The sequence below is a fragment of the Burkholderia sp. L-4 genome, assembly GCF_056856535.1.
On the sequence record NZ_JBXEOX010000001.1, the window covers coordinates 1,518,181 to 1,538,681 of the forward strand.

The 20,501-nt window shown below is 71.3% G+C and carries 15 protein-coding genes; 10 read left to right on the top strand and 5 right to left on the bottom strand.

Going from position 1 to position 20,501, the window contains the following annotated elements:
• Nucleotides 1-17: 17 nt before the first annotated feature.
• A complete protein-coding gene (locus tag AC1VVG_RS07130) occupies nt 18-1,040 on the bottom strand; it encodes a diguanylate cyclase domain-containing protein (RefSeq protein ID WP_482835427.1) in 1,023 nt (340 codons plus the stop codon).
• A 475-nt stretch (nt 1,041-1,515) separates the two neighbouring features.
• Here AC1VVG_RS07130 and bcsB point away from each other — a divergent pair, with 475 nt between their 5' ends.
• The 9 genes from bcsB to AC1VVG_RS07175 are packed head-to-tail and all read left to right on the top strand — an operon-like array spanning nt 1,516 to nt 16,183.
• On the top strand, nt 1,516-3,825 hold the full coding sequence (gene bcsB / locus AC1VVG_RS07135) for a cellulose biosynthesis cyclic di-GMP-binding regulatory protein BcsB (RefSeq protein WP_034186730.1): 2,310 nt from the start codon (nt 1,516-1,518) through the stop codon (nt 3,823-3,825).
• Between the two features lie 3 nt (nt 3,826-3,828).
• On the top strand, nt 3,829-5,058 hold the full coding sequence (gene bcsZ / locus AC1VVG_RS07140; RefSeq protein ID WP_124669774.1) for a cellulose synthase complex periplasmic endoglucanase BcsZ: 1,230 nt from the start codon (nt 3,829-3,831) through the stop codon (nt 5,056-5,058).
• A complete protein-coding gene (locus AC1VVG_RS07145; RefSeq protein WP_482835428.1) occupies nt 5,043-8,951 on the top strand; it encodes a cellulose synthase subunit BcsC-related outer membrane protein in 3,909 nt (1,302 codons plus the stop codon). The genes bcsZ and AC1VVG_RS07145 overlap by 16 nt, the downstream gene beginning before the upstream one ends.
• 9 nt (nt 8,952-8,960) lie before the next feature.
• Entirely contained in the window at nt 8,961-10,904 is a 1,944-nt protein-coding gene (gene bcsE, locus AC1VVG_RS07150; protein ID WP_482835429.1) for a cellulose biosynthesis protein BcsE, read from the top strand.
• On the top strand, nt 10,901-11,110 hold the full coding sequence (locus tag AC1VVG_RS07155; RefSeq protein ID WP_034186734.1) for a hypothetical protein: 210 nt from the start codon (nt 10,901-10,903) through the stop codon (nt 11,108-11,110). The genes bcsE and AC1VVG_RS07155 overlap by 4 nt, the downstream gene beginning before the upstream one ends.
• Complete coding sequence (bcsQ, locus tag AC1VVG_RS07160; protein ID WP_473376971.1) at nt 11,107-11,886, top strand: cellulose biosynthesis protein BcsQ; 780 nt, start codon at nt 11,107-11,109, stop codon at nt 11,884-11,886. The genes AC1VVG_RS07155 and bcsQ overlap by 4 nt, the downstream gene beginning before the upstream one ends.
• Entirely contained in the window at nt 11,883-14,420 is a 2,538-nt protein-coding gene (bcsA, locus tag AC1VVG_RS07165; RefSeq protein WP_482835430.1) for a UDP-forming cellulose synthase catalytic subunit, read from the top strand. The genes bcsQ and bcsA overlap by 4 nt, the downstream gene beginning before the upstream one ends.
• 27 nt (nt 14,421-14,447) lie before the next feature.
• Complete coding sequence (gene bcsG / locus AC1VVG_RS07170; protein ID WP_482835431.1) at nt 14,448-16,004, top strand: cellulose biosynthesis protein BcsG; 1,557 nt, start codon at nt 14,448-14,450, stop codon at nt 16,002-16,004.
• Nucleotides 15,986-16,183 carry a hypothetical protein gene (locus AC1VVG_RS07175; protein ID WP_034186737.1) on the top strand — a complete coding sequence of 66 codons (198 nt, stop codon included), beginning with the start codon at nt 15,986-15,988 and terminating at the stop codon, nt 16,181-16,183. Before bcsG ends, AC1VVG_RS07175 begins: the two co-directional genes overlap by 19 nt.
• Nucleotides 16,184-16,246: 63 nt before the next feature.
• Here the strand turns inward: AC1VVG_RS07175 and AC1VVG_RS07180 are convergent, their stop codons facing one another.
• The 4 genes from AC1VVG_RS07180 to AC1VVG_RS07195 are packed head-to-tail and all read right to left on the bottom strand — an operon-like array spanning nt 16,247 to nt 19,478.
• Nucleotides 16,247-17,131, bottom strand: a complete 885-nt coding sequence (locus AC1VVG_RS07180) for a pirin family protein (protein WP_482835432.1) — start codon at nt 17,129-17,131, stop codon at nt 16,247-16,249.
• A 35-nt stretch (nt 17,132-17,166) separates the two neighbouring features.
• Nucleotides 17,167-17,559, bottom strand: a complete 393-nt coding sequence (locus AC1VVG_RS07185; protein ID WP_034186739.1) for an OsmC family protein — start codon at nt 17,557-17,559, stop codon at nt 17,167-17,169.
• A 52-nt stretch (nt 17,560-17,611) separates the two neighbouring features.
• On the bottom strand, nt 17,612-19,192 hold the full coding sequence (locus AC1VVG_RS07190) for a cation:proton antiporter (RefSeq protein WP_482835433.1): 1,581 nt from the start codon (nt 19,190-19,192) through the stop codon (nt 17,612-17,614).
• Between the two features lie 25 nt (nt 19,193-19,217).
• On the bottom strand, nt 19,218-19,478 hold the full coding sequence (locus AC1VVG_RS07195; RefSeq protein ID WP_034186741.1) for a XapX domain-containing protein: 261 nt from the start codon (nt 19,476-19,478) through the stop codon (nt 19,218-19,220).
• Between the two features lie 274 nt (nt 19,479-19,752).
• Here AC1VVG_RS07195 and AC1VVG_RS07200 point away from each other — a divergent pair, with 274 nt between their 5' ends.
• Nucleotides 19,753-20,439, top strand: coding sequence for a hydrolase (locus AC1VVG_RS07200; protein WP_034186742.1), 687 nt, complete (start codon nt 19,753-19,755; stop codon nt 20,437-20,439).
• Nucleotides 20,440-20,501: the final 62 nt, after the last annotated feature.

Genomic DNA, 20,501 nt, shown 5'->3' on the forward strand with positions numbered 1-20,501 from the left:
CCGCCGCCCGCCGCCCGTCAAGCGTGCGCCGCGCGCCGCGAGCGCGTGCGCTTCACTTCATACATGGCCCGATCGGCATGCTCGATCAGCGCGGTCATGTCGGTGCCGTCGTCCGGCAGCATCGCGACGCCGATGCTGACGCCCAGCCGCAGCGCATGCCCGTCGAATTCGAACGGTTCGCCGACTTGCCGCGCGAGCCGTGCGCTGTGCGTGTGCGCGTCGTCGCGGGTGCCGATGTTCGGCAGGATCACCGCGAATTCGTCGCCGCCGATGCGCGCGACCGTGTCCGAGCGCCGCACCGCACCCTGCATCCGCGTGGCGATCTCGCACAGCGCGGCGTCGCCCGCGCGGTGGCCGAGCCCGTCGTTGATCGGCTTCAGCCCGTCCATGTCGATGTTGAGAATGCCGAGCCGGCCGTTCGCGCGCAGCGCCATATGCATCGACTGGCGCAGGCGGTCGTAGAACAGCGCGCGGTTCGGCAGGCCCGTGAGCGCGTCGTGCGTCGCGCGCAGGTACAGCTCGTTGGCCTCGTTGCGCGCCGCGTGGAACATCGCGGCGGCGATCAGGCCGGCCGTCAGCCGCAGCGTGCCGGCGTCGGCCGGCGAGAAGCCGTCGACGTGCGGCGACATCACCTTCAGCACGCCGACGGTCGTGTCGGCATGCGTGAGCGGCACGACGAGCATCGAGCGCAGGCCGACCCGGCGGCACGCATCGCGATCGACGCGCGGGTCGGTTTCCGAATCGACGCAGTGCAGCAGTTCGCCTTGCTGCACGCACCGGCCCGACAGGCTGCCCGAGCGGCGCAGCCGCAGGCCGAGCATCCCGGCGGCGGTGCCCGACGCGGCGCGGTACACCATGTCGTCGCCCTCGGCGAACTCGACCGCGGCGGCGCTCGCGCCCGTGAGCTGCGGCACCTGCTCGGCCACGTAGGCCATCACGCTGCCGAGGTCGAGGCCGAGCTTCGCGATTTCGGTCTGCACCGCGATGATGCGCAGCAGCGTGTCGGGGGACGGGGTGGCGGTATCGACGATTTGATTCAAGTCAGTGATCCATCAAAGAAAGCGCATCCGGCGTCGCGGGTTTGCGGTAGCATACGCGCCGCATCGCGGCGGCGTGCCCCGGGCGGTCCGTCACGGGCCGCCGCCGGCCAGCCGCACGGCGCCGGCAGTATGCCGTTCGGCTCGCCCGGCGACAACGGCGCAATTCTTACCATTCGTCCCTCTCGTGCAGCATTTCCGACTCGATTGAGGTTTTTTTCGCTTCATCGGCGCGAATTCGCGTAAGTTTTGTCCTATTTTTGAGATAGTGTGACGAATGGGCGCGCGCCCGTGCCAGGCGCGCGCAGCACGGCGACGGCCGTTAAAGAATCCGCCGCGTCGTTTCGATAAATGCATCAGGCCAGGTCGCCATATGAGGGGAAGCAGTGGGGATGTGCACTCACGGGCATAGCTGCTTGACGCGCGTCGGTTCGGACGCGCTTGATGACCGGATCAACCAGACGACACGGAGGGGCGCATGAAGCCGGCCGCGTCGCTGCTCGTCCTGTCGGTCGCCATGGTTGGCGCTTTTCACACGGCAGTGCTGTCGGCCGCGCCGATGCCGGCGGTGCCGGCCGCCGCGTCGGCCGCCGGGCCCGCCGATGCGTCCGCTCCGGTGCTCGCGGCCGCGCCGGCCGTGGCCAGCGCGTCGTCCGCCGGCTTGCCGGCGACCACCGTGCATCTGCCGTTCGCGTCGCTCGGCGCGTTCGATCCGCTGCGCCTGCGCGGCGCCGACGACGCGCGCACGATCAACGCCGGCGTGCGGCTCGACCGCGTGGTCACGGGGGCGCGGTTGCGCCTGACCTACGCGTATTCGCCGTCGCTGGTCTTCCCGATGTCGCACCTGAAGGTGTCGGTGAACGGCGAGGTGATCGCGACCGTCCCGTTCGACGCCGCGCGCGCGGGCCGCACGGTCACGCAGGAGATTCCGATCGATCCGCGCTACTTCTCGGATTTCAACCAGATCGGTCTGCGCCTGATCGCGCACTACACGCTCGACCATTGCGAGGATCCGTCGAACTCGGCGCTGTGGGCCGACGTGAGTCCGACGAGCGAACTGATCCTCGACGAATCGCCGGTGCGCTTGCCGAACGATCTCGCGCTGCTGCCCGCGCCGTTCTTCGACCGGCGCGACAACGGCCGCGTGCGGCTGCCGTTCGTGCTGCCGGCAGCGCCCGATTCGGCGACGCTGCGCAGCGCGGGTGTGCTCGCGTCGTGGTTCGGCGCGCTGGCCGATTACCGGCATGCGCGCTTCCCGGTATCGTCCGCGCTGCCGGCCGACGACCAGGCGGTGGTGGTCGGCACGGCCGCGACGCTACCGGCCGGGCTCGCGCTGCCGCCGGTCAACGGCCCGCTGCTCGCGGTCGCCGACAACCCGGCCGCGCCGGGGCGCAAGCTGCTGGTCGTCACGGGCCGCACGGCGGCCGAAGTCGACGACGCGGTCGCCGCGCTCGTGCTCGGCCGTGCGGCGCTGTCGGGGCCGACGGCGACGGTCGCGCACGTCGATCTCGGCGCACCGCGCAAGCCGTACGACGCGCCGCGCTGGCTGCCCGTGAACCGGCCGATCACGTTCCGCGAGCTCGTCAACGATCCGCGCCAGCTGGAAGTGCGCGGCACGACGCCCGACGCGATCCGGCTGAACCTGCGCGTGCCGGCCGATCTGCACTCGTGGAACGGCGCGGGCGTGCCGATCACGCTGCGCTACCGCTACACGGCGCCGACCGTGCAGGACAACTCGACGCTCGCCGTCGAGATCAACGACCAGCTCGTGAAGTCGTACCGGCTCGGGCCGGCCCATGCCGAGGACGCGCACGGCCGCATGCAGCTGCCGCTGCTGTCGGTGCCGGAAGGGCGCGTGACGAGCGATGTCGACATTCCCGCGTTCCGCGTCGGCAGCGGCAACCAGCTGCAGTTCCGCTTCACGCTCGATTCGCAGAAGACGGGCCTGTGCTCGAGCACGGCGACCGAGCCGCAGCGCGCGGCGATCGATCCCGATTCGACGATCGACTTCTCGCATTTCGTCCACTATGCGCAACTGCCGAACCTCGCGTTCTTCGCGAACAGCGGCTTCCCGTTCACGCGCTTCGCCGACCTGTCGCAGACGGCCGTGGTGCTGCCCGACCGGCCGTCGCCGCAGGAACTCGAGGCCTATCTGACGATGCTCGGCCACATGGGCGAATGGACCGGCTTCCCGGCGCTGCGCGTGCAGATCGCCCGGCCCGGCGACGTCGCCGCATTGGCGGGCAGCAAGGACCTGCTCGTGATCGACGGCTCGCCCACGTCGCCGTTGCTGGCGCACTGGCGTGCGGCGCTGCCGCTTGCGATCGGCGAGCAGGGCGGCGCCGGCGCGACGCGCGTCGCGTTCTCGGTGAAGGAGCGCTGGCGCAACGGCGTCGGTCTCGCGGACGGCGGCGCGCATATCGAACAGACGGGCCCGCTCGCGGCGCTCGCCGGTTTCGAGCTGCCGGGCAGCCACGGCCGCAGCGTCGTCGCGCTGACCGCGACCGACCAGCCGCGTCTCGGCGATCTGCTCAACGTGTTCGAGAACGCCGGCCTCGTCGCGCAGCTGCAGGGCGACCTCGCGGTGGTGCGGCCGGGGCAGGTCGACAGCCTGCGGGTCGGCGAGCCTTACGTGGTCGGTTTCGTGCCGTGGTATGCGCGTGTCTGGACGCATGCGGCGCGGCATCCGGTCGTGCTCGGCGCGGTGGGCGTCGTCGCGGGGCTGCTGCTCGCGCTCGGCGTGTTCAGCGTGCTGCAGAGGATCGCCGCGCGTCGACGGGGGATGTAACGGATGGCGCGGGCAATGACGAAGCGACGGGCAGCGCGGCCGGCGCGGCGTGTCGGCGCGACACTCGCGCTGGCGGTTGCGGTGACGTGCGCGGCGGCCGGCCTGGCCGCGCGGGCGCACGCGGCCGGGGGCGGCGCGACCGATGCGGCCAGCGCGGGATGCAGTGCGGCGTGGCCGCGCTGGGATGCGTTCAAGCGCGATTTCATCTCGGCCGACGGCCGCGTGATCGACGTCGGCTCGGCCGATTCGCGCACGGTGTCGGAGGGGCAGGCCTATGGACTTTTCTTCGCGCTGGTCGCGAACGACCGGCGCACGTTCGACACGATCCTCGCATGGACCGAGAACAACCTCGCGCAGGGCGACCTGAGCGCGCATCTGCCCGCGTGGCTGTGGGGCCGCGCGCCCGACGGCGCGTGGCGCGTGCTCGACGCCAACGCGGCGTCGGACGCCGATCTGTGGATCGCGTACGCGCTCGTCGAGGCCGGCCGGCTGTGGCACGAGCGCAGCTATACGGCACGCGGTGCGCTGCTCGCGAAGCGCGTGCTCGACGACGAGACGGCGACCGTGCCGGGCCTCGGCCTCACGCTGCTGCCGGGGTCGACCGGGTTCAGGCTCGCCAACGGCCAGTTCCGCGTGAATCCGAGTTATTCGCCGCCGCAGGTGATCCGCGCGCTCGGCGCGCGCCTGCCCGACGACCGGCGCTGGGCCGCACTGGCATCCAGCACCGGGCGCGTGCTGCTCGACACGGCGCCGAAGGGTTTCTCGCCGGACTGGGCGCTGTATCGCGCGGGCACGGGCTTCGGCCCCGATCCGCAGACGCACGCGGAGAGCGCGTACAACGCGATCCGCGTGTATTTGTGGGCCGGCATGCTCGACCGTGCCGATCCGCTCGCCGCGCCGCTGCTCGCACGCTTCGCGCCGTTCGCCGACCATATCGCCGCGCATGGCGCACCGCCGGAGAAGGTCGATACGACGACGGGCGTCGCGGGGCCGAACGACGGCAACGGCGGGTTTTCGGCGGCGGCCGTGCCGTTCCTCGATGCGCGCGGCCAGCACGCGCTTGCCGATGCGCAGGCGGCCCGCGTCGATACGCTCGCGCGGCAGTCGGCGCCCGGCTATTACACGAGCGTGCTGACGCTGTTCGGCCTCGGCTGGCGCGATGGCCGCTACCGGTTCGGCGCGGACGGCACGCTCGACACCCGCTGGGGAGGCCGCTCGTGCGCCGCCCGCTGAAACGCGCCGCGCCGCACGTCGCGGGATTCGCGTGGCTCGCGTCGTCGATGTGCGCGGCGGCGCCGGGCGCCGCATCCGGCACGGCGATGGCGAACCCCGCGGCGCCGGCGACTGCCGCGTCGGCCGACGCGCAGCGTCAGCTCGACACCGCGCGGATGTGGGGCGTCAAGCATCGCGACGATCTCGCGCGCGATGCGCTGCGCAAGGGTCTGCTGATCGCGCCGGGCGATCCCGAGCTGCTGGCCGAACAGGTCCGCGTGCTGCTGCGGCTCGGCGACGCGAAAGGCGCGCAGGCGTCGCTGGCGCGCCTGCAGGCGCAGTCACCGAATGCGCCCGCCACGCGGCGCGTGGCCGACGAATACCGTGTCGCGACGAGCGGGCGCGGCGAGATGGCGCAGATTCGCCTGCTCGCGCGCAGCGGCCGCGCCGACGAAGCCGCGCGGCGGATCGTCGCGCTGTTTCCGAACGGCGCGCCGTCGGGTGCGCTTGGCGCCGAGTATTACGAGATCCGCGCGAATGCGCCGGGTGGCCGCGAGTCGGCGCTTGCCGCGCTGCGCCGCAGGGTCGCGGCCGATCCGCAGGACACCAGCGCGGCCATGGCGCTGGCGCGGTTGCTGAACCAGCATGCCGATACGCGCGCGGAGGCCAACCGGATCGCCTGGTCACTCGCGAAGCGGGACGATGCCGACCATACCGAGGCGATGTCGCTGTGGCGCCGCGTGCTGCAGTCGGCCGGCGACGATCCCGCGTATCTCGACGCGCTGCATGCGTATCTCGCGCTCACGCCGGACGACACCGAATTCCGCGACCGTGCTGCCGGTCTCGACCGGCAGCGCGACGCGCAGCGCCGGCTCGAACGCGACCCCGACTACATCGCGCAGCAGCGCGGGCTGCAGGCGCTCGCGCGCGGCGACCTGGCCGCGGCCGATCCGCTGCTGTCGCGGGCGGCGCGTGCGCGAGCGGACGACGCGGACGCGCTCGGCGGCCTCGGCCTGTTGCGCCTGCGCGAAGGGCGGCACGACGAAGCGCGCGCGCTGTTCACGCAGGCCGCCGCGCGCGCGACCGATCAACGCGGGAAATGGCAAGGCCTCGCACGCACCGCGCAGTTCTGGGGGCTGCTCGCGCAAGGCCGCGAAGCGGCCAACGCGGGGCGCCCGCAGGAGGCCGAACGCGCGGCGCGGGCGGCGCTCGCGATGCAGCCGGGCAGTCCGGACGCGAAGCTGCAGCTTGCCGATGCGTTGCTCGCGCAGCGCGACTGGGCGCACGCGGAGCCGTTGCTGCGTGAATTGCTGGCGGCACGTTCGCCGGCGCTGTCGGCCGTGCGCGGCACGGCCACGTTGTATGAAAACACCGGCCGCGCGGACCGGGTCGGCCCGCTGCTCGACGCGCTGCAAGGTCGCGTGACGGGCCGCGACGATCGCCGCGCGCTCGACGGCCTGCGGGCCGACCTGCTCGCGAACCAGGCGCGCGCATTGGCCGACAAGGGCGAACGCGGCCCGGCCGCGCAACGCTACGAGGCGGCCGTGCGTGCGGCGCCCGACGCGCCGTGGACGCGCTTCGCGCTCGCGCGCCTCTATCGCGACATGGGGTTGCCGCAGCTCGGCCGCACGGTGATGGACGACGGGCTCGCGCAGGGCGATACGCCGGAGATGCGCTACGCGATCGCGTTGTACCGCAATTCGCTCGACGATGTCGCGGGCGCGCAGGCCGCGCTGGCCCCGGTCGACGACGCGCACCGTTCGGACGGAATGCGCGCGCTCGCGCGCAAGCTCGACGCCGAACATGCGCTGGCCGACGCACGCGGTACGCTCGCGCGCGGCGACCGCGCGGCGTTCGCCGCGTCGCTCGCGCACGCGCAGGCGAGCGCGCCGGACGATCCCGACATGCTCGCCGCGATCGGCGCCCAGTGGATCGACGCGGGCGAACCCGAACGCGGCCTCGCGCTGCTGCACGACTGGATCGTCGCGCATCCGCGCGAAGCCGATGCCGACGTGCGGCTGCGTTACGGCGATCTGCTCGGCAGCGCGGGGCGTGACGACGCGCTCGCCGCGTGGCTCGACACGTTGCGGCGCGAAGCGTCGCTGACCCCGGCGCAGACCGCGCGGATCGAGGACCAGTCGCTGCGGCTCGTGCTGCGGCAGACCGACGAAGCGATCGCGCGGCAGGACTATGCACGGGCGCGCACGCTGCTCGATCGTGCGAGTCCGGCCGGCCGAGCGGACAAGCGTCACGCGCTCGAGCTGGCCGATCTCGAACGCGCGCAGGGCCATTACGGCGCCGCGCGCGACGCGCTCGCGCCGGTCGTCGCGCGCACGCCGGACGACGCCGATACGCAGCTCGCGCTCGCACGGATCGACGAGGACAGCGGCAACCGGGCCGCCGCGCTGGCGCGCGTCCAGGCCGTGCTCGCGCGTACGCCGGACGACGACGTCGACACGCAACTGTCGGCCGTGCGCCGCCTGAACGCGCTGCGCCGCCCGGACGAAGCCGCGCAGGTGACGGACCGGCTGCACGCCGCGTATCCGGCGCGCGCCGACGTGACGGTCGCGGCCGGGCGCGTGGCCGAGGCGCAGGGCCGCTACGACGACGCGGCGTCGCTGTACCGGCTGTCGCAGTCGCAGGAACGCGCGACGGGCGTGAGCCCGGGCCGCGACGGCCTGACGCCCGCGCGGGCCGCGTTCGCGGAGCTCGAACAGCGGCGCAATCCCGAAATCGAGACCGGCTGGACGCCCGCGTACAAGTCGGGCGACGAAGGCGTCTCGTCGTATCGCGCCCAGCAGGTGCCGATCTATCTGCAGATGCCGGTCCGCTACGACGGGCACGTGTTCGCGCAGATCGATACCGTGCATCTCGACCCGGGCACGCTCGATACGAGCGACCCGGATGCGTATGCGCTGAAGACGTTCGGCACCTACGCGGCGCTCAAGGCCTCGGGCGGACTGCCGCCGCCGTTCCAGACGAATCCGTCGGCTGCCGCGCTGCTCGCGAATCCGCCGGGTTCGCTGCACCAGTCGACGACGGGCGTCGCGCTCGGCGCCGGTTATCTGTCGGACGCATGGCGCTTCGACCTCGGCACGTCGCCGCTCGGCTTCCCCGTGCACTACCTCGTCGGCGGCGTGCGCTACCGCTTCGACGCGGGCCCGGCAAGCTTCAGCGTGAATGCGTCGCGGCGGCCGGAAACGAGCAGCGTGCTGTCGTATGCGGGGATGCGCGACCCATGGACGGGCGCGGTCTGGGGCGGCGTGCGCCGCGACGGCGTGAACCTGCGCGCGTCGGTCGACGTCGGCCGCACGAACCTGTTCGCGGAACTCGGCGCGGGGGTGCTGTCCGGCCGCAACGTCGAACGCAACGCGGAAGTCACGCTGCGCACCGGCTTCACGGTGCCCGTGTACGAACGCGCGACGATGAAGGTCAGCACCGGCCTCGTCGGCAATGCGTGGCACTACGCGCAGAACCTGCGCTACTACACGTACGGGCAGGGCGGCTACTACAGCCCGCAACGCTACCTGTCGCTCGGCGTGCCGATCGAATGGGCGGGGCGGTACGACGCGCTGTCGTGGGACCTGACCTTCACGGGCGGGATCTCGAACAGCTTCGAGAAGGATTCGCTGTACTACCCGACGTTCTCGGGCCAGCGGGCCGCGCAGGTCGCGGCCGGGTTCGTGTACGCGGGCAGCTCGACGCGCGGCGTGTCGTTCTCGTACGGCTTCAACGGCATCGCCGAGTACCGCGTGAACCCGCACCTGAGTGTCGGCGCGCAACTGCATGTCGACCGGTCGCACGACTACGCGCCGAGCTCGGCGCTCGTGTACCTGCGCTATGCATTCGATGCGCGCGCGCAGCGCAGCTGGCTGGTCACGCCGACGCCGGTGCGGCTTTATTCGGATTACTAGGGGAACGTCGTGAATACGGAAATCGATGCCACCCGTCCCGCGCCCGGCGTTGCCGGTCTGCTGGGCCACCTGCGCGCGCTGCTGCGCATGGGGCCGGCCGGCGGCCGCGTCGGCACGCTGAGCCGGCTTGCGATCGACGGCCTGCCCGATGCATGGACGCAACTGGAGGCGGGGGGCCTGTACGCGATCTACGCGGCCGGCGGCACGCCGGCATGCGATGCGCTTGTCTGGGAAAGCGCGCGGCAGGCACGCACGCGCGATGTGACGGTCGTGCTCGCGCGCGACGCGGCCCGCGTCGCCGACCAGATGGCATCGTTCGGCTTCGCGGGCGGCGTGCAGCCGGCCGGCTGGCCGCGCAACCTGAACGTGCTGGCGATGCCGCCGGCGGCCGAGGCGGCCGACGACGGTCTCGGCGCCGGCGCGCCGCGCCGCGCGGCGCCGGGCCCGTTCGCGCGGCTGACCGGCGGCCTGCGCGCGATGCGGCGCTACGGTTTTCGCGCGCGTTCGCTGTATTTCGTGGAAGGCGCCCAGCGCTGGTTCAGCTGGGACGATCCGGTCGCGCTCGCGGATGAAGCCCGCGCACTGGCCGACTGGTGCCGTACGCACCGCCTCGCGCTCGTGCTGCTGCTCGACCCGGAGGCCGCGCGGGCGGGCGACGACGCGCGCACCGACGATGCGCCGCTCGTGCGCGATGCGGACCGCACACCGCGCAGCGGCTTCCACGGTATCTGCTCGGGCGTCGCGCAGTTGCAGCGCACGCATGGCGAGCTGCTGTGGATCGTCGATTTCTGGCGTGCGGGCGACACGCTCGCGGCCGGTGAAGTGCGGCCGCTGCGCTTCGCGCCCGGCGGCCGGCTGTCCGCGAGCATCGACGGCGGCGCGACCGAACCGGCATACCGGATGAAGCTCGCGAGCGACGAGGACCGTGTCATCGTCAGCCGCGCGGTGCTCGACGGCACGAATCGCCTGCCCGCCGACTGGGAAATCGTCGAAGACAACGCGGCCGTCGTCGCGGCCTGCGCCCGTGCCCAAGCCGCGACCGCGGTGCTCGCGTTCCGCTCGCATGCGCAGCTCGAGGCGTTGTGCGCGGACGTGCATGCATTGCGCCGGCAATGCGGCGGCGCGCTGAAGATCGCGGTCGTCGAGCGCGGCGAAGTGCTGCGCCAGCAGTTCGAGATGCTCGTGCTGAGCGTCGGCGCGAACCGCGTGGTCGCGCGCGACTTGCCGGTCTCGCGGATGCAGGCGGCCGTGCACGCGCTGCGCGGCCAGCTCTACGCGCGGCCGGTCGCACCCGACTATCGCGCGGCGCTCGCGGCCGCGCTCGGCGATTCGGTGCTCGGCTATCTGCCGGTCGGCGCATTCTGCCTGCGCATTCGCGCGGTGCTCGATCGCGGCGCCGTGCTCGCGCTGCCGCACACGCTCGCGAAGATCACGCTGCTGCCGGGCGTGTCGCACGTCGATGCGTTGCGGCACTGCCGCCCGCGCCGGGCGGGCGACGTCGTGACGGCCGATCCCGGGCATCTGTTCGTGTTCCTGTTCGCGTGCGAACCGGCCGACGCCGACGATGCGCTCGCGCGGATCTTCGACGTGCCGGTCGACACGCTGTCCGATCGCGTCGTATGCCTCGGAAAGGGCAGCATCGACACTGAGCTCGATGCGCTGAAAGCAGAGAACCGGCGTGCGCCGATCGCCGACTACAGCGACCTGTTCGCGGCAACGCACCCGGCCAACGGCGCGCGCACGCCGCTCGCGGATGCCGGTCCCGGCGAGACGCCCGCCGAGGCGAGCGAGGCGATCGATGCAATCGATGCGATCGTCGCGCTCGAGGCGATCGGCGCGACGCCGGCGCCCGATGCCGTCGACGCACCGGCGCCGCATCCCGTCATTCCCGCCGCGCGTGCGCGCGGCGCTACCCGCAGCGCGATGCCGCTGCGCAAGCAGGAGCGCGCATGATTGCCGTACTCGTCATCGGTTTCATCGTCGGCATCGTGATCGCGGTGCCGGTGTGGATCATTGCGCAGCACCTCGGCGTCGGCCGCGGCTTTCAGGCGCCGCGCGGGATCGACCGGCGCGACGCCGTGCCGTGCGAGCTCGTGCCGGTCGCGTTGCGCGGCCGGTTGCTGCCCGGCGCCGAGGGCGGCGACAAGGCGGCCCGATGAAGACGATCGCCATTACGTCGACGACCGGCGGCGCGGGCCGCACGACGCTTGCCGCCGCACTTGCGGTGCTGCTCGCGCGCCGCGGCCGGCCGGTCGTCGCCGTGGAATTCGATGCGCAGAACCTGATGGGCGCGACGCTCGGCCTCGACACGCTGGCCGAACACGGCCTCGCGCAAAGCGTGCTCGGCGGCGCCGAACCGTGGCACGCGCACACGTGGCGCAATGCCGACGGCGTGCTGTTCGTGCCGTACGGGCAAGTCGATGCGGTCGACGCAGCCGCATGCGATGCGCGGCTCGCGGCGGATCCCGCATGGCTGTCGCGCGCACTGGACGAGATCGCGCTGCCGGCCGACGGCGTGGTGCTGGTCGACACCGCGCGCTATCCGTCGCCGCAGGCCGAGCAGGCGATTCGCCGCGCGGACCTGACGCTCGTCGTCGTGCCGCCGGAGCCGGCCGCTTGCGCGACGACGGCCGCGCGGCTCGGTGCGCTGCGGGCCGGCACCGGTGAGCTGCAGATCGTCGTGAATCGGCTGAATCCGGCACGCGACATGCAGCGCGACGCGCTCGCGATGCTGCGCGCGGTCGCCGGGCCGGCGTCGATGCTCGAACAGCGGATCCACGTCGACGCGGCCGTGCCCGAGGCGCTCGCGCGCGGCAGCTGGATTTTCGACGACGCGCCGTATTCGCAGGCGTCGCACGACCTGAACGGCGTCGCGAACTGGGTCCATGCGTGGCTGACGGCCGTTGCCGCGGGCCGCACCGGAGCGGCGCGATGAAGCCCGCGCGCGCGCAGCGGTTGCGCACGCTCGGCCGCCGTGCGGCCGACTGGTGCGCGCGCGGCATCGGCCTGCCGGCCGAGCGCACACTGGTCGACTGGCTCGTGCGGCTGTTTTTCCACGCACCGCCGCCGGGCCGGCCCGATCACGTGCGCCGCTGGGTGCGCATCGCGTTCCTGCGGCTCGCGCACGACTGGGGCGTGCTGCAGCCGTTGAGCCCGCGCGAATGGCTGTGGCGCGCGATCGTGCGTGCGCCGCGCGCGGCCGACGGCCGGCCCGCGCGCGATCCGCTCGCATGGTTCGACAAGACCGTCGTGCCCGCTTACGTGGCCGTCCGCGCGGTCGGCCGGCGCATCAACGCGCTGCTCGATCGTCTGCCGTGGGCACGCTGGGGCGGCTGGCTCGATGCGCGCGCGAACGGCGTCGGCCGGCGCGGCTGGCTCGCGCCGCTGCTGCTGGTGGCCGGCGCGGTGCTGTGGGCCGCGGCCGGGATGTCGCCGCTGATGCCCGGCGCGCAGTTCGCCTTCTTCGCGATCGTCGCGGTGCTGGCGCTCATGCTGCGCCGTCTGCCCGGCCATCTGCCGACGCTCGCGCTCGCATCGCTCGCGCTGCTCGCGACGGTGCGCTACGTGTGGTGGCGCACGACGCAGACGCTCGACTTCCGCAGCCCGGTCGAGGCCGTCGCCGGCTACCTGCTGTACGGCGCCGAAGCCTATACGTGGATGATCCTGCTGCTCGGCTTCGTGCAGACCGCGTGGCCGCTCGACCGGCCGATCGTGCCGCTGCCCGACGACCCCGACACCTGGCCGACCGTCGACGTCTATATCCCGACCTACAACGAGCCGCTGTCGGTCGTGAAGCCGACCGTGTTCGCCGCGCAGAGCATCGACTGGCCGACGGCGAAGCTGCGCGTGTACCTGCTCGACGACGGCCGGCGCCCCGAGTTCGCGGCGTTCGCGGCCGAGGCCGGCATCGACTACCTGACGCGCGACGACAACCGTCACGCGAAGGCCGGCAACATCAACCGCGCGCTGCCGAAGACGCACGGCGAATACATCGCGATCTTCGATTGCGATCACGTGCCGACGCGCTCGTTCCTGCAGACGACGATGGGCGTGTTCCTGCGCGACCCGAAGTGCGCGCTCGTGCAGACGCCGCACCATTTCTTCTCGCCTGATCCGTTCGAGCGCAACCTCGGCACGTTCCGCGAGATCCCGAACGAGGGCAACCTGTTCTACGGGCTCGTGCAGTCGGGCAACGACCTGTGGAACGCGACGTTCTTCTGCGGCTCGTGCGCGGTGCTCAAGCGCAGCGCGCTGGAGGAGGTCGGCGGCGTCGCGGTCGAGACCGTGACCGAGGATGCGCACACGGCGCTCAAGCTGCACCGGCGCGGCTACACGTCGGCGTACCTGCCGACCGTGCAGGCGGCCGGCCTCGCGACCGAAAGCCTCGCGGGCCACGTGAAGCAGCGCACGCGCTGGGCACGCGGGATGGCGCAGATCTTCCGCATCGACAACCCGTTCCTCGGGCGCGGGCTCGGCCTGATCCAGCGGATCTGCTACGGCAACGCGATGCTGCACTTCTTCTACGGGATTCCGCGGCTGGTGTTCCTGACGATCCCGCTCGCGTACCTGTTCTTCCACCTGTACTTCATCAACGCGTCGTCGCTCGCGCTCGCGAGCTACGTGATCCCGTACCTCGTGCTCGCGAACGTCGCGAACTCGCGGATGCAGGGGCGTTTCCGCCATTCGTTCTGGGCCGAGGTCTACGAATCGGTGCTCGCGTGGTACATCGCGCTGCCGACCACCGTCGCGTTCTTCAGCCCGAAGCACGGCAAGTTCAACGTGACCGACAAGGGCGGCAAGATCGACGAGGGCTACGTCGACTGGTCGACGTCGAAGCCGTATCTGGTGCTGTTCGGGCTGAACGTGCTCGCGATCCTGGCCGGCCTGTGGCGGCTGGCGGCCGACCAGGGCGACGAGGCGTCGACGATCCTGATCACGCTCGGTTGGACCGTGTACAACCTCGCGATGCTCGGCGCCGCGCTGGCCGTCGCGCGCGAGACCAAGCAGGTGCGCGTCACGCACCGGATCGCGATGCGCGTGCCGGCCATGCTGCTGCTGGCCGACGGGTCGACGGCCGCGTGCTTCACGAGCGACTACTCGACCGGCGGCCTCGGCCTCGAAGCCGTGCCGGGGCTGCCGCTCGCCGTCGGCGACACGCTGACGGTGTGCGTGACGCGCGGCGATCGGGCGTTTCCGTTCCCGGTGCGCGTGACCCGCGTGACGCCGACGCACGTCGGCGTGAGCTTCGAGGCACTGACGCTCGAACAGGAGCGCCAGCTCGTGCAGTGCACGTTCGGCCGCGCCGATGCGTGGCTCGACTGGCATGAAGGCGAGCGCCTCGACACGCCGCTCGGCGGGCTGAAGGAAGTGCTGCGGATCGGGCTGGACGGCTACGTGCGGATGTGGAAGGGCGCGGCGCGCGGCGTGCAGGCGACGCTGGCGCCGAAACTCGATCGGGCGCGCGACTGACGCGGCGCCCATCATGGAGTGGTTTAGATGACGTTCTGGAATCTGTATTTCATCCTGAAGTTCGCGCTGTTCGCGACCGGGCACCTGCAGCCGTTCTGGCTCGCGAACCTCGCGTTCGCGGTGGCGCTCGCGGCGAGCGCGCCGATCCGGCGGCGCGCGTGGCGCATCGTGCGGCAGATCGCGGCGATCGCGATCGCGGTGCCGCTGCTCGCGCGCGAGATGCACGCGCCGCCGCTCGCGCGCCTCGTCGAGGCCGCGCGCGAAGTGAGCACGTTCCGTTTCGACTACTGGATGGAATTGCTGCCGCGCCTGCTGCCGCCGTTGCTGGTGCTGACGGTCGCCGGCGCGCTGATCGTCTATTTCATCGTGAACCGCTGGCTGCGCGTCGCGACGTTCGTGCTGGCCGTGCTGATCGCGATGCCGCTGTGGCAGGCCGGCAGCGGGCTGATGGCGCGCGTCGTCGCGCCGGCCCCGCAGCAGGCGAACGCGACGGGCGCCACGCGCGCCGACCAGCCCGAGGATCACAACGCGGCGCTGGCGACGTTCCGCGCCCAGGAGTCGCAGCGGCAGGTGGCGTTCGGCCATCTCGGCCAGGATCCGGCCACGCAGTTCGACGTGATCGTGCTGCACATCTGCTCGCTGTCGTGGGACGATCTCGATGCGGCGAAGGTGCGCAACCATCCGATGCTGAGCCACTTCGACTACCTGTTCACGAACTTCAGCACGGCCGCGAGCTACAGCGGCCCGGCGGCGATCCGCGTGCTGCGCGCGAGCTGCGGGCAGGAGGCGCACGCGGACCTGTACAAGCCCGCGCCGCAGCAGTGCTACCTGTTCTCGCAACTGGCGCGCGCCGGCTACTCGGTGCAGTCGCTGCTGAACCACGACGGCCATTTCGACAACTTCCTGCAGGTGATTCACGACAACATCGGCGTGGCCGATGCGCCGATGATCTCGAACGCGGCCGCACCCGTCGCGATGCACGCGTTCGACGGCTCGCCGATCAAGGAGGACTATTCGACGCTCGCGAACTGGTACGCGCAGCGCGCGTCGGTGCCGGGGCCCGTCGCGCTGTACTACAACACGATCAGCCTGCATGACGGCAACCGTGTCGTCGGCAGCGCGCTGACGAGCATCGACTCGTATCCGCAGCGCGCGACGAAGCTGATGACCGACTTCGACCGGCTCGCCGACCTGATCGCGCAATCGGGCCGCCGCGCGGTGATCGTGTTCGTGCCCGAGCACGGCGCCGCGCTGCGCGGCGACGAGAATCAGATTGCAGGCCTGCGCGAAATCCCGACGCCGCGCATCGTACACGGCCCGGTCGGTGTGCGGCTCGTCGGTTTCGCCGGCAACCATGGGGCAACGACCGTGATCGACCAGCCGACCAGCTTCCTCGCGCTCGCGCAGTTGCTGTCGAACCTGGTGTCGAACAGCCCGTTCAAGCCGGGCACGACGCTCGCGCAATACGCGGCGGACCTGCCGCGCACGCGCATGGTCGGCGAAAACGAGGGCACGGTGACGATGCAGACGGCCGCGGGTTACGCGGTGAAAACTCCGGACGGCGTATGGATCGACGAACACTAATCCTTCCCGGCGACGGCGACGACGATCGCCTGTCGCAACCCAACGACGTGATCGGTCTGTCGCGGCACCTGCCCGCGCTCGATCCCGAACGGTATGTCGACGAGCAGGCGCGGCGCGCGTTCGTCGAATCGCTCGATCGCTGGCCGACGCTGGCGAAGCTGATGGGATTGAAGCCGTAAACGCAAGACGGCCGGCGTGGGTGCCGGCCGTCGCTTCCTCTCAGGCGGTCCTGCCGATCCTGCCTATTGCGCCTTGCGCGCCGGCTGGCGCGTCCATTCGTGTTCCTCGCCCGGCACCTTGCCGAAGGTTTGATCGGCCCATGCCGCGCGGGCCGCATCGATCTTCGCGCGCGCGCTCGAGACGAAATTCCATTCGATGAAACGCTCGCCCGGCAGGTGCGCACCGCCGAGCAGCATCACGCGCGCGCCGTTCGCGCTCGCGAGCGCGACGGTCGCGCCCGGTTCGAGCACGGCCATCGTCGCCGCGGCGAGCGGCGTGCCGTCGACGGTGAGATCGCCGTCGACGAGATAGACGCCGCGCTCGTCATGCTCCGCATCGAGCGCGAGCCGGCCGCCCGGCGTGAATTCCGCATACGCATAAAGCGTCGGCGAGAATACGGCGACCGGCGACGCCAGCCCGAACGCGGTGCCCGCGATCACGCGCACGTTCGCGCCGTCGCGCGTGAACGACGGCAGCGTGTCGGCCGCGTGGTGCACGAACGCGGGCGCGGTGTCTTCATGTTCGACCGGCAGCGCGACCCAGGTCTGGATCCCGTGGACCGGCTGCTCGCGCGGCCGATCCTCGTCGGGCGAGCGTTCCGAATGCACGATGCCGCGACCGGCCGTCATCCAGTTCACGTCGCCCGGCACGATCTTTTGCCGGAAGCCGAGGCTGTCGTGATGCATCAGCGAGCCGTCGAACAGGTAGGTGACCGTCGCGAGCCCGATGTGCGGATGCGGCAGTACGTCGATGCCGCGGCCGCCCGGCAGCACGGCCGGGCCCATTTCGTCGAAGAAGATGAACGGGCCGACGAGGCGCGCGGCGCGCGCGGGCAGCACGCGGCGCACGACGAGGTTGCCGATGTCGCTTTCGCGCGGCGTGAGCAGGGTCTTGATCGAGGCGGACATGGTGGGGGGATGCTCGTGGTCGGTGCGACAGGCGATCAGGCGATCGCCGTGTCGATCGTGATCGGGTGCGTGAGGATCTTGTGGACCGGGCACGCGTTCGCGATCTGCAGCAGGCGGTCGCGCTGCTCGTCGGTCAGGTCGCCGTCGAGCGTGATGCGGCGCACGATCGTGCTGCCCGCGCCGCCCGATTCGTGCGCGAGCTTCACGTGCACTTCGGCGAGCGGCCAGCCCTTGCGTTGCGCGTACATCTTCAGCGTGATCGCGGTGCACGCGCCGAGGCTCGACAACAGCAGCGCGACGGGTGTCGGCGCCGCGTCGCCGCCGCCGAGCGCAGCCGGTTCGTCGGCACGCCACTGATGGACGCCATCGCTGAAGTGGACGAGGTAATCGACCGAGCCGATGCTCGCTTCGACGGACAGTTCGCTCATTGCAGTTCCAGGTGGGGAAAGGGGGCGGGCCGGCGGCGTGGCCGGCCGGGCGTTACGGTTCGAGCAGCCGCTGCAGCCGCAGTTCCTCGAAATCGAGCTCCGATTCTATGCGGTGCAGCACCGCGTCGTCGACCTTGCCGTCGCGGTGCAGGTCGAGCAGCGCGCCGCGCGACACGCCGACGAGTTCGAGCTCCACGCGCAGCATGCGCGTGCGCACGCCGGCGGGCTCGGCGCCTTGCCGGTGCGCGCGTTCGTTGAACGTGACGCGGTTGCGGTATTCGGCGAGCAGGCGGTCGAGCGACGGACGCTCGAGATCCGACCCGCGCTGCTCGCGTGCGTCGAGCTCGGCGAGCGCCGCGCCGAAGGTGTGCGCGCGCACCGCATGCTCGGACATCGTGCGGCGCGCGGCCGGGCGCAGCTTCAGCACGCGGATCAGCGGCGCAAGCGTGCCGCCTTGCACGACGAGCGTCGCGATGATCAGCAGGAACGTGCTGAACAGGATCAGGTCGCGGCCGGGGAAGTTGGCCGGCAGCGCGACCGCGGCCGCGAGACTCACGACGCCGCGCATGCCCGACCAGCCGAGCACGACGGCCTCGCGCCACGACCACGGCGCATGCCCGGCGCGCGGCGCGCGCAGGCGGCCCGGCAGCCACATCGCGGCGAATACCCACACGACGCGCGCGCCGATCGCGGCGGCGGTGGCGGGCAGCGCGACGCGCAGGCCGGCCATCAGCACCGCGCCTTCGTGGTTCACGCGCGCGAGGATCGCGTGCACCGCGAGACCGATCAGGATGAACACGAGCGCGTCGAGCACGAACACGATCGCTTCCCACGTCGCCTTTGCCTTGATCCGCATGTCGGCGTCGAACACGCGGTGCTGGCGCACGCCGAGCACCAGGCCGCAGGTGACGACCGACAGCACGCCCGAGCCGTCGACGGCTTCCGCGACGCCATAGCTGCCCCACGCCATCGCGAAGGTCACGACGATGCCGAGCATCGGGTCGCGCAGGCGCGGCAGCACCCAGCACATCGCATGCCCGCAGGCGAGGCCGACCGCGATGCCGATCAGCGTGAGCGAGAAGAACAGGCCGGTGGCGCTCGCGGCCGTGATCGACACGGCGAGCGCGGCCGAGACGGCCATCTGGTACAGCAGCAGGCCCGACGCGTCGTTGACGAGGCTTTCGCCCTCGAGCACCGCGACGAGCCGCGCGGGCAGCGGGTGGCGCTGCAGGATCGCCTTCGCGGCGACCGCGTCCGGCGGCGACACGATCGCGCCGAGTGTGAAGCACGCGGCCCAGGGCAGATCGGGGTTCGCGGCATGCACGGCGAGTGCGACCGCGACGGTCGTGAACGCCACCGCGCCGAGCGCGAGCGACGCGATCGATGCGAGTTGCTCCCGGAACTCCTTCCACGCGGTGTAGAACCCGCTCGACATCAGCAGCGGCGGCAGGACGGCCGCGAGCAGCAGCGCCGGGTCCATGTCGGGCACGCGCTTGCCGGCGATCGCGATCGCGCAGCCGCCGAGCAGCAGCACGACGGCCGGTGGAATCGAGATGCGCTCGGCGAGCCACGTGAGCGCGCCCGCACCGCAGATCAACAACAGCAGGTAATGGAACAGTTCGACGTTGGTCATGCGCGGCCGGCAGGGAAGGGAGTCGTCACGACGGCTTGCGGTCGTTCGTCGTGCCGCCCGGCAGCGCGCCGAACATGTGCTGGCTGCACTGTGCGTCGCGCCATGCGGTGTTCAGCCGATGGCCGGACAGCATCCGGCGCGCGACCGGCAGGATCTGTTCGCCGGCCAGCATGCCGAGCAGGCCGGTGAGCGCGATGATCGGCGGCGCCGGCGAGTTCACGCCGAGTGCGCCGTAGATGACGCCGGCGAGGATGCCGGCGAGCAGTGACAGGAAATACGGTTTCATGGTGGGCATCCCGTGATGGCCGACGAAGGCGCGTCGCGCGTCGTCAAGGTCTTGAAAGCGTATCGGGTTTACATGAAGAAAAAAAGGGCGGGTCGCCCGGATCGGGCATCGATTGCGGAATCGGACCGATTCCATTTCTTGGGTGTTCGCGCCGCGCGTTTGCGGATTAAATGTTCGGGCCGGATGACGATCCGGCACCGACGCATCTCCGGCTCCTCCCGTTTTCACGGCCGAGGCAGGCCTCCCTTTTTTCGTTCACAGGACACCTTGCGCCATGAGCAATCCGAAACTCGAAGTACTGACACCGCAGAACAGCCAGCTGATCTTCATCGACCAGCAGCCGCAGATGGCGTTCGGCGTGCAGTCGATCGATCGCCAGACGCTGAAGAACAACGTCGTCGGGCTCGCGAAGGCCGCGAAGGTCTTTGACATTCCGACCACGATCACGACGGTCGAAAGCGACAGCTTCTCGGGCTACAGCTATCCCGAACTGCTCGACGTGTTCCCGAACCAGAAGACGCTCGAACGCACGTCGATGAACTCGTGGGACGACCAGAAGGTACGCGATGCGCTGGCCGCGAACGGCCGCAAGAAGGTGATCGTCTCGGGCCTGTGGACCGAGGTCTGCAATACGACGTTCGCGCTGTGCGCGATGCTCGAAGGCGACTACGAGATCTACATGGTGGCCGACGCGTCGGGCGGCACGTCGCAGGCCGCGCACGACTTCGCGATGCAGCGGATGGTGCAGGCCGGTGTCGTGCCCGTCACGTGGCAGCAGGTCGTGCTCGAGTGGCAGCGCGACTGGGCGCGCCGCGAGACGTACGACGCGGTGATGGCGCTCGTGAAGGAGCACTCGGGCGCGTACGGGATGGGGGTCGACTACGCCTACACGATGGTCCACAAGGCCGCACAGCGCACCGCGACGCCGCACGAGTCGCTCGCGCCGGTGCCGGCGAAGTAACGGGCTGCCGGATGCGATCGCCGCGGGGGATGCGGCGATCGCCTGTCATCGGCCGCCACGCA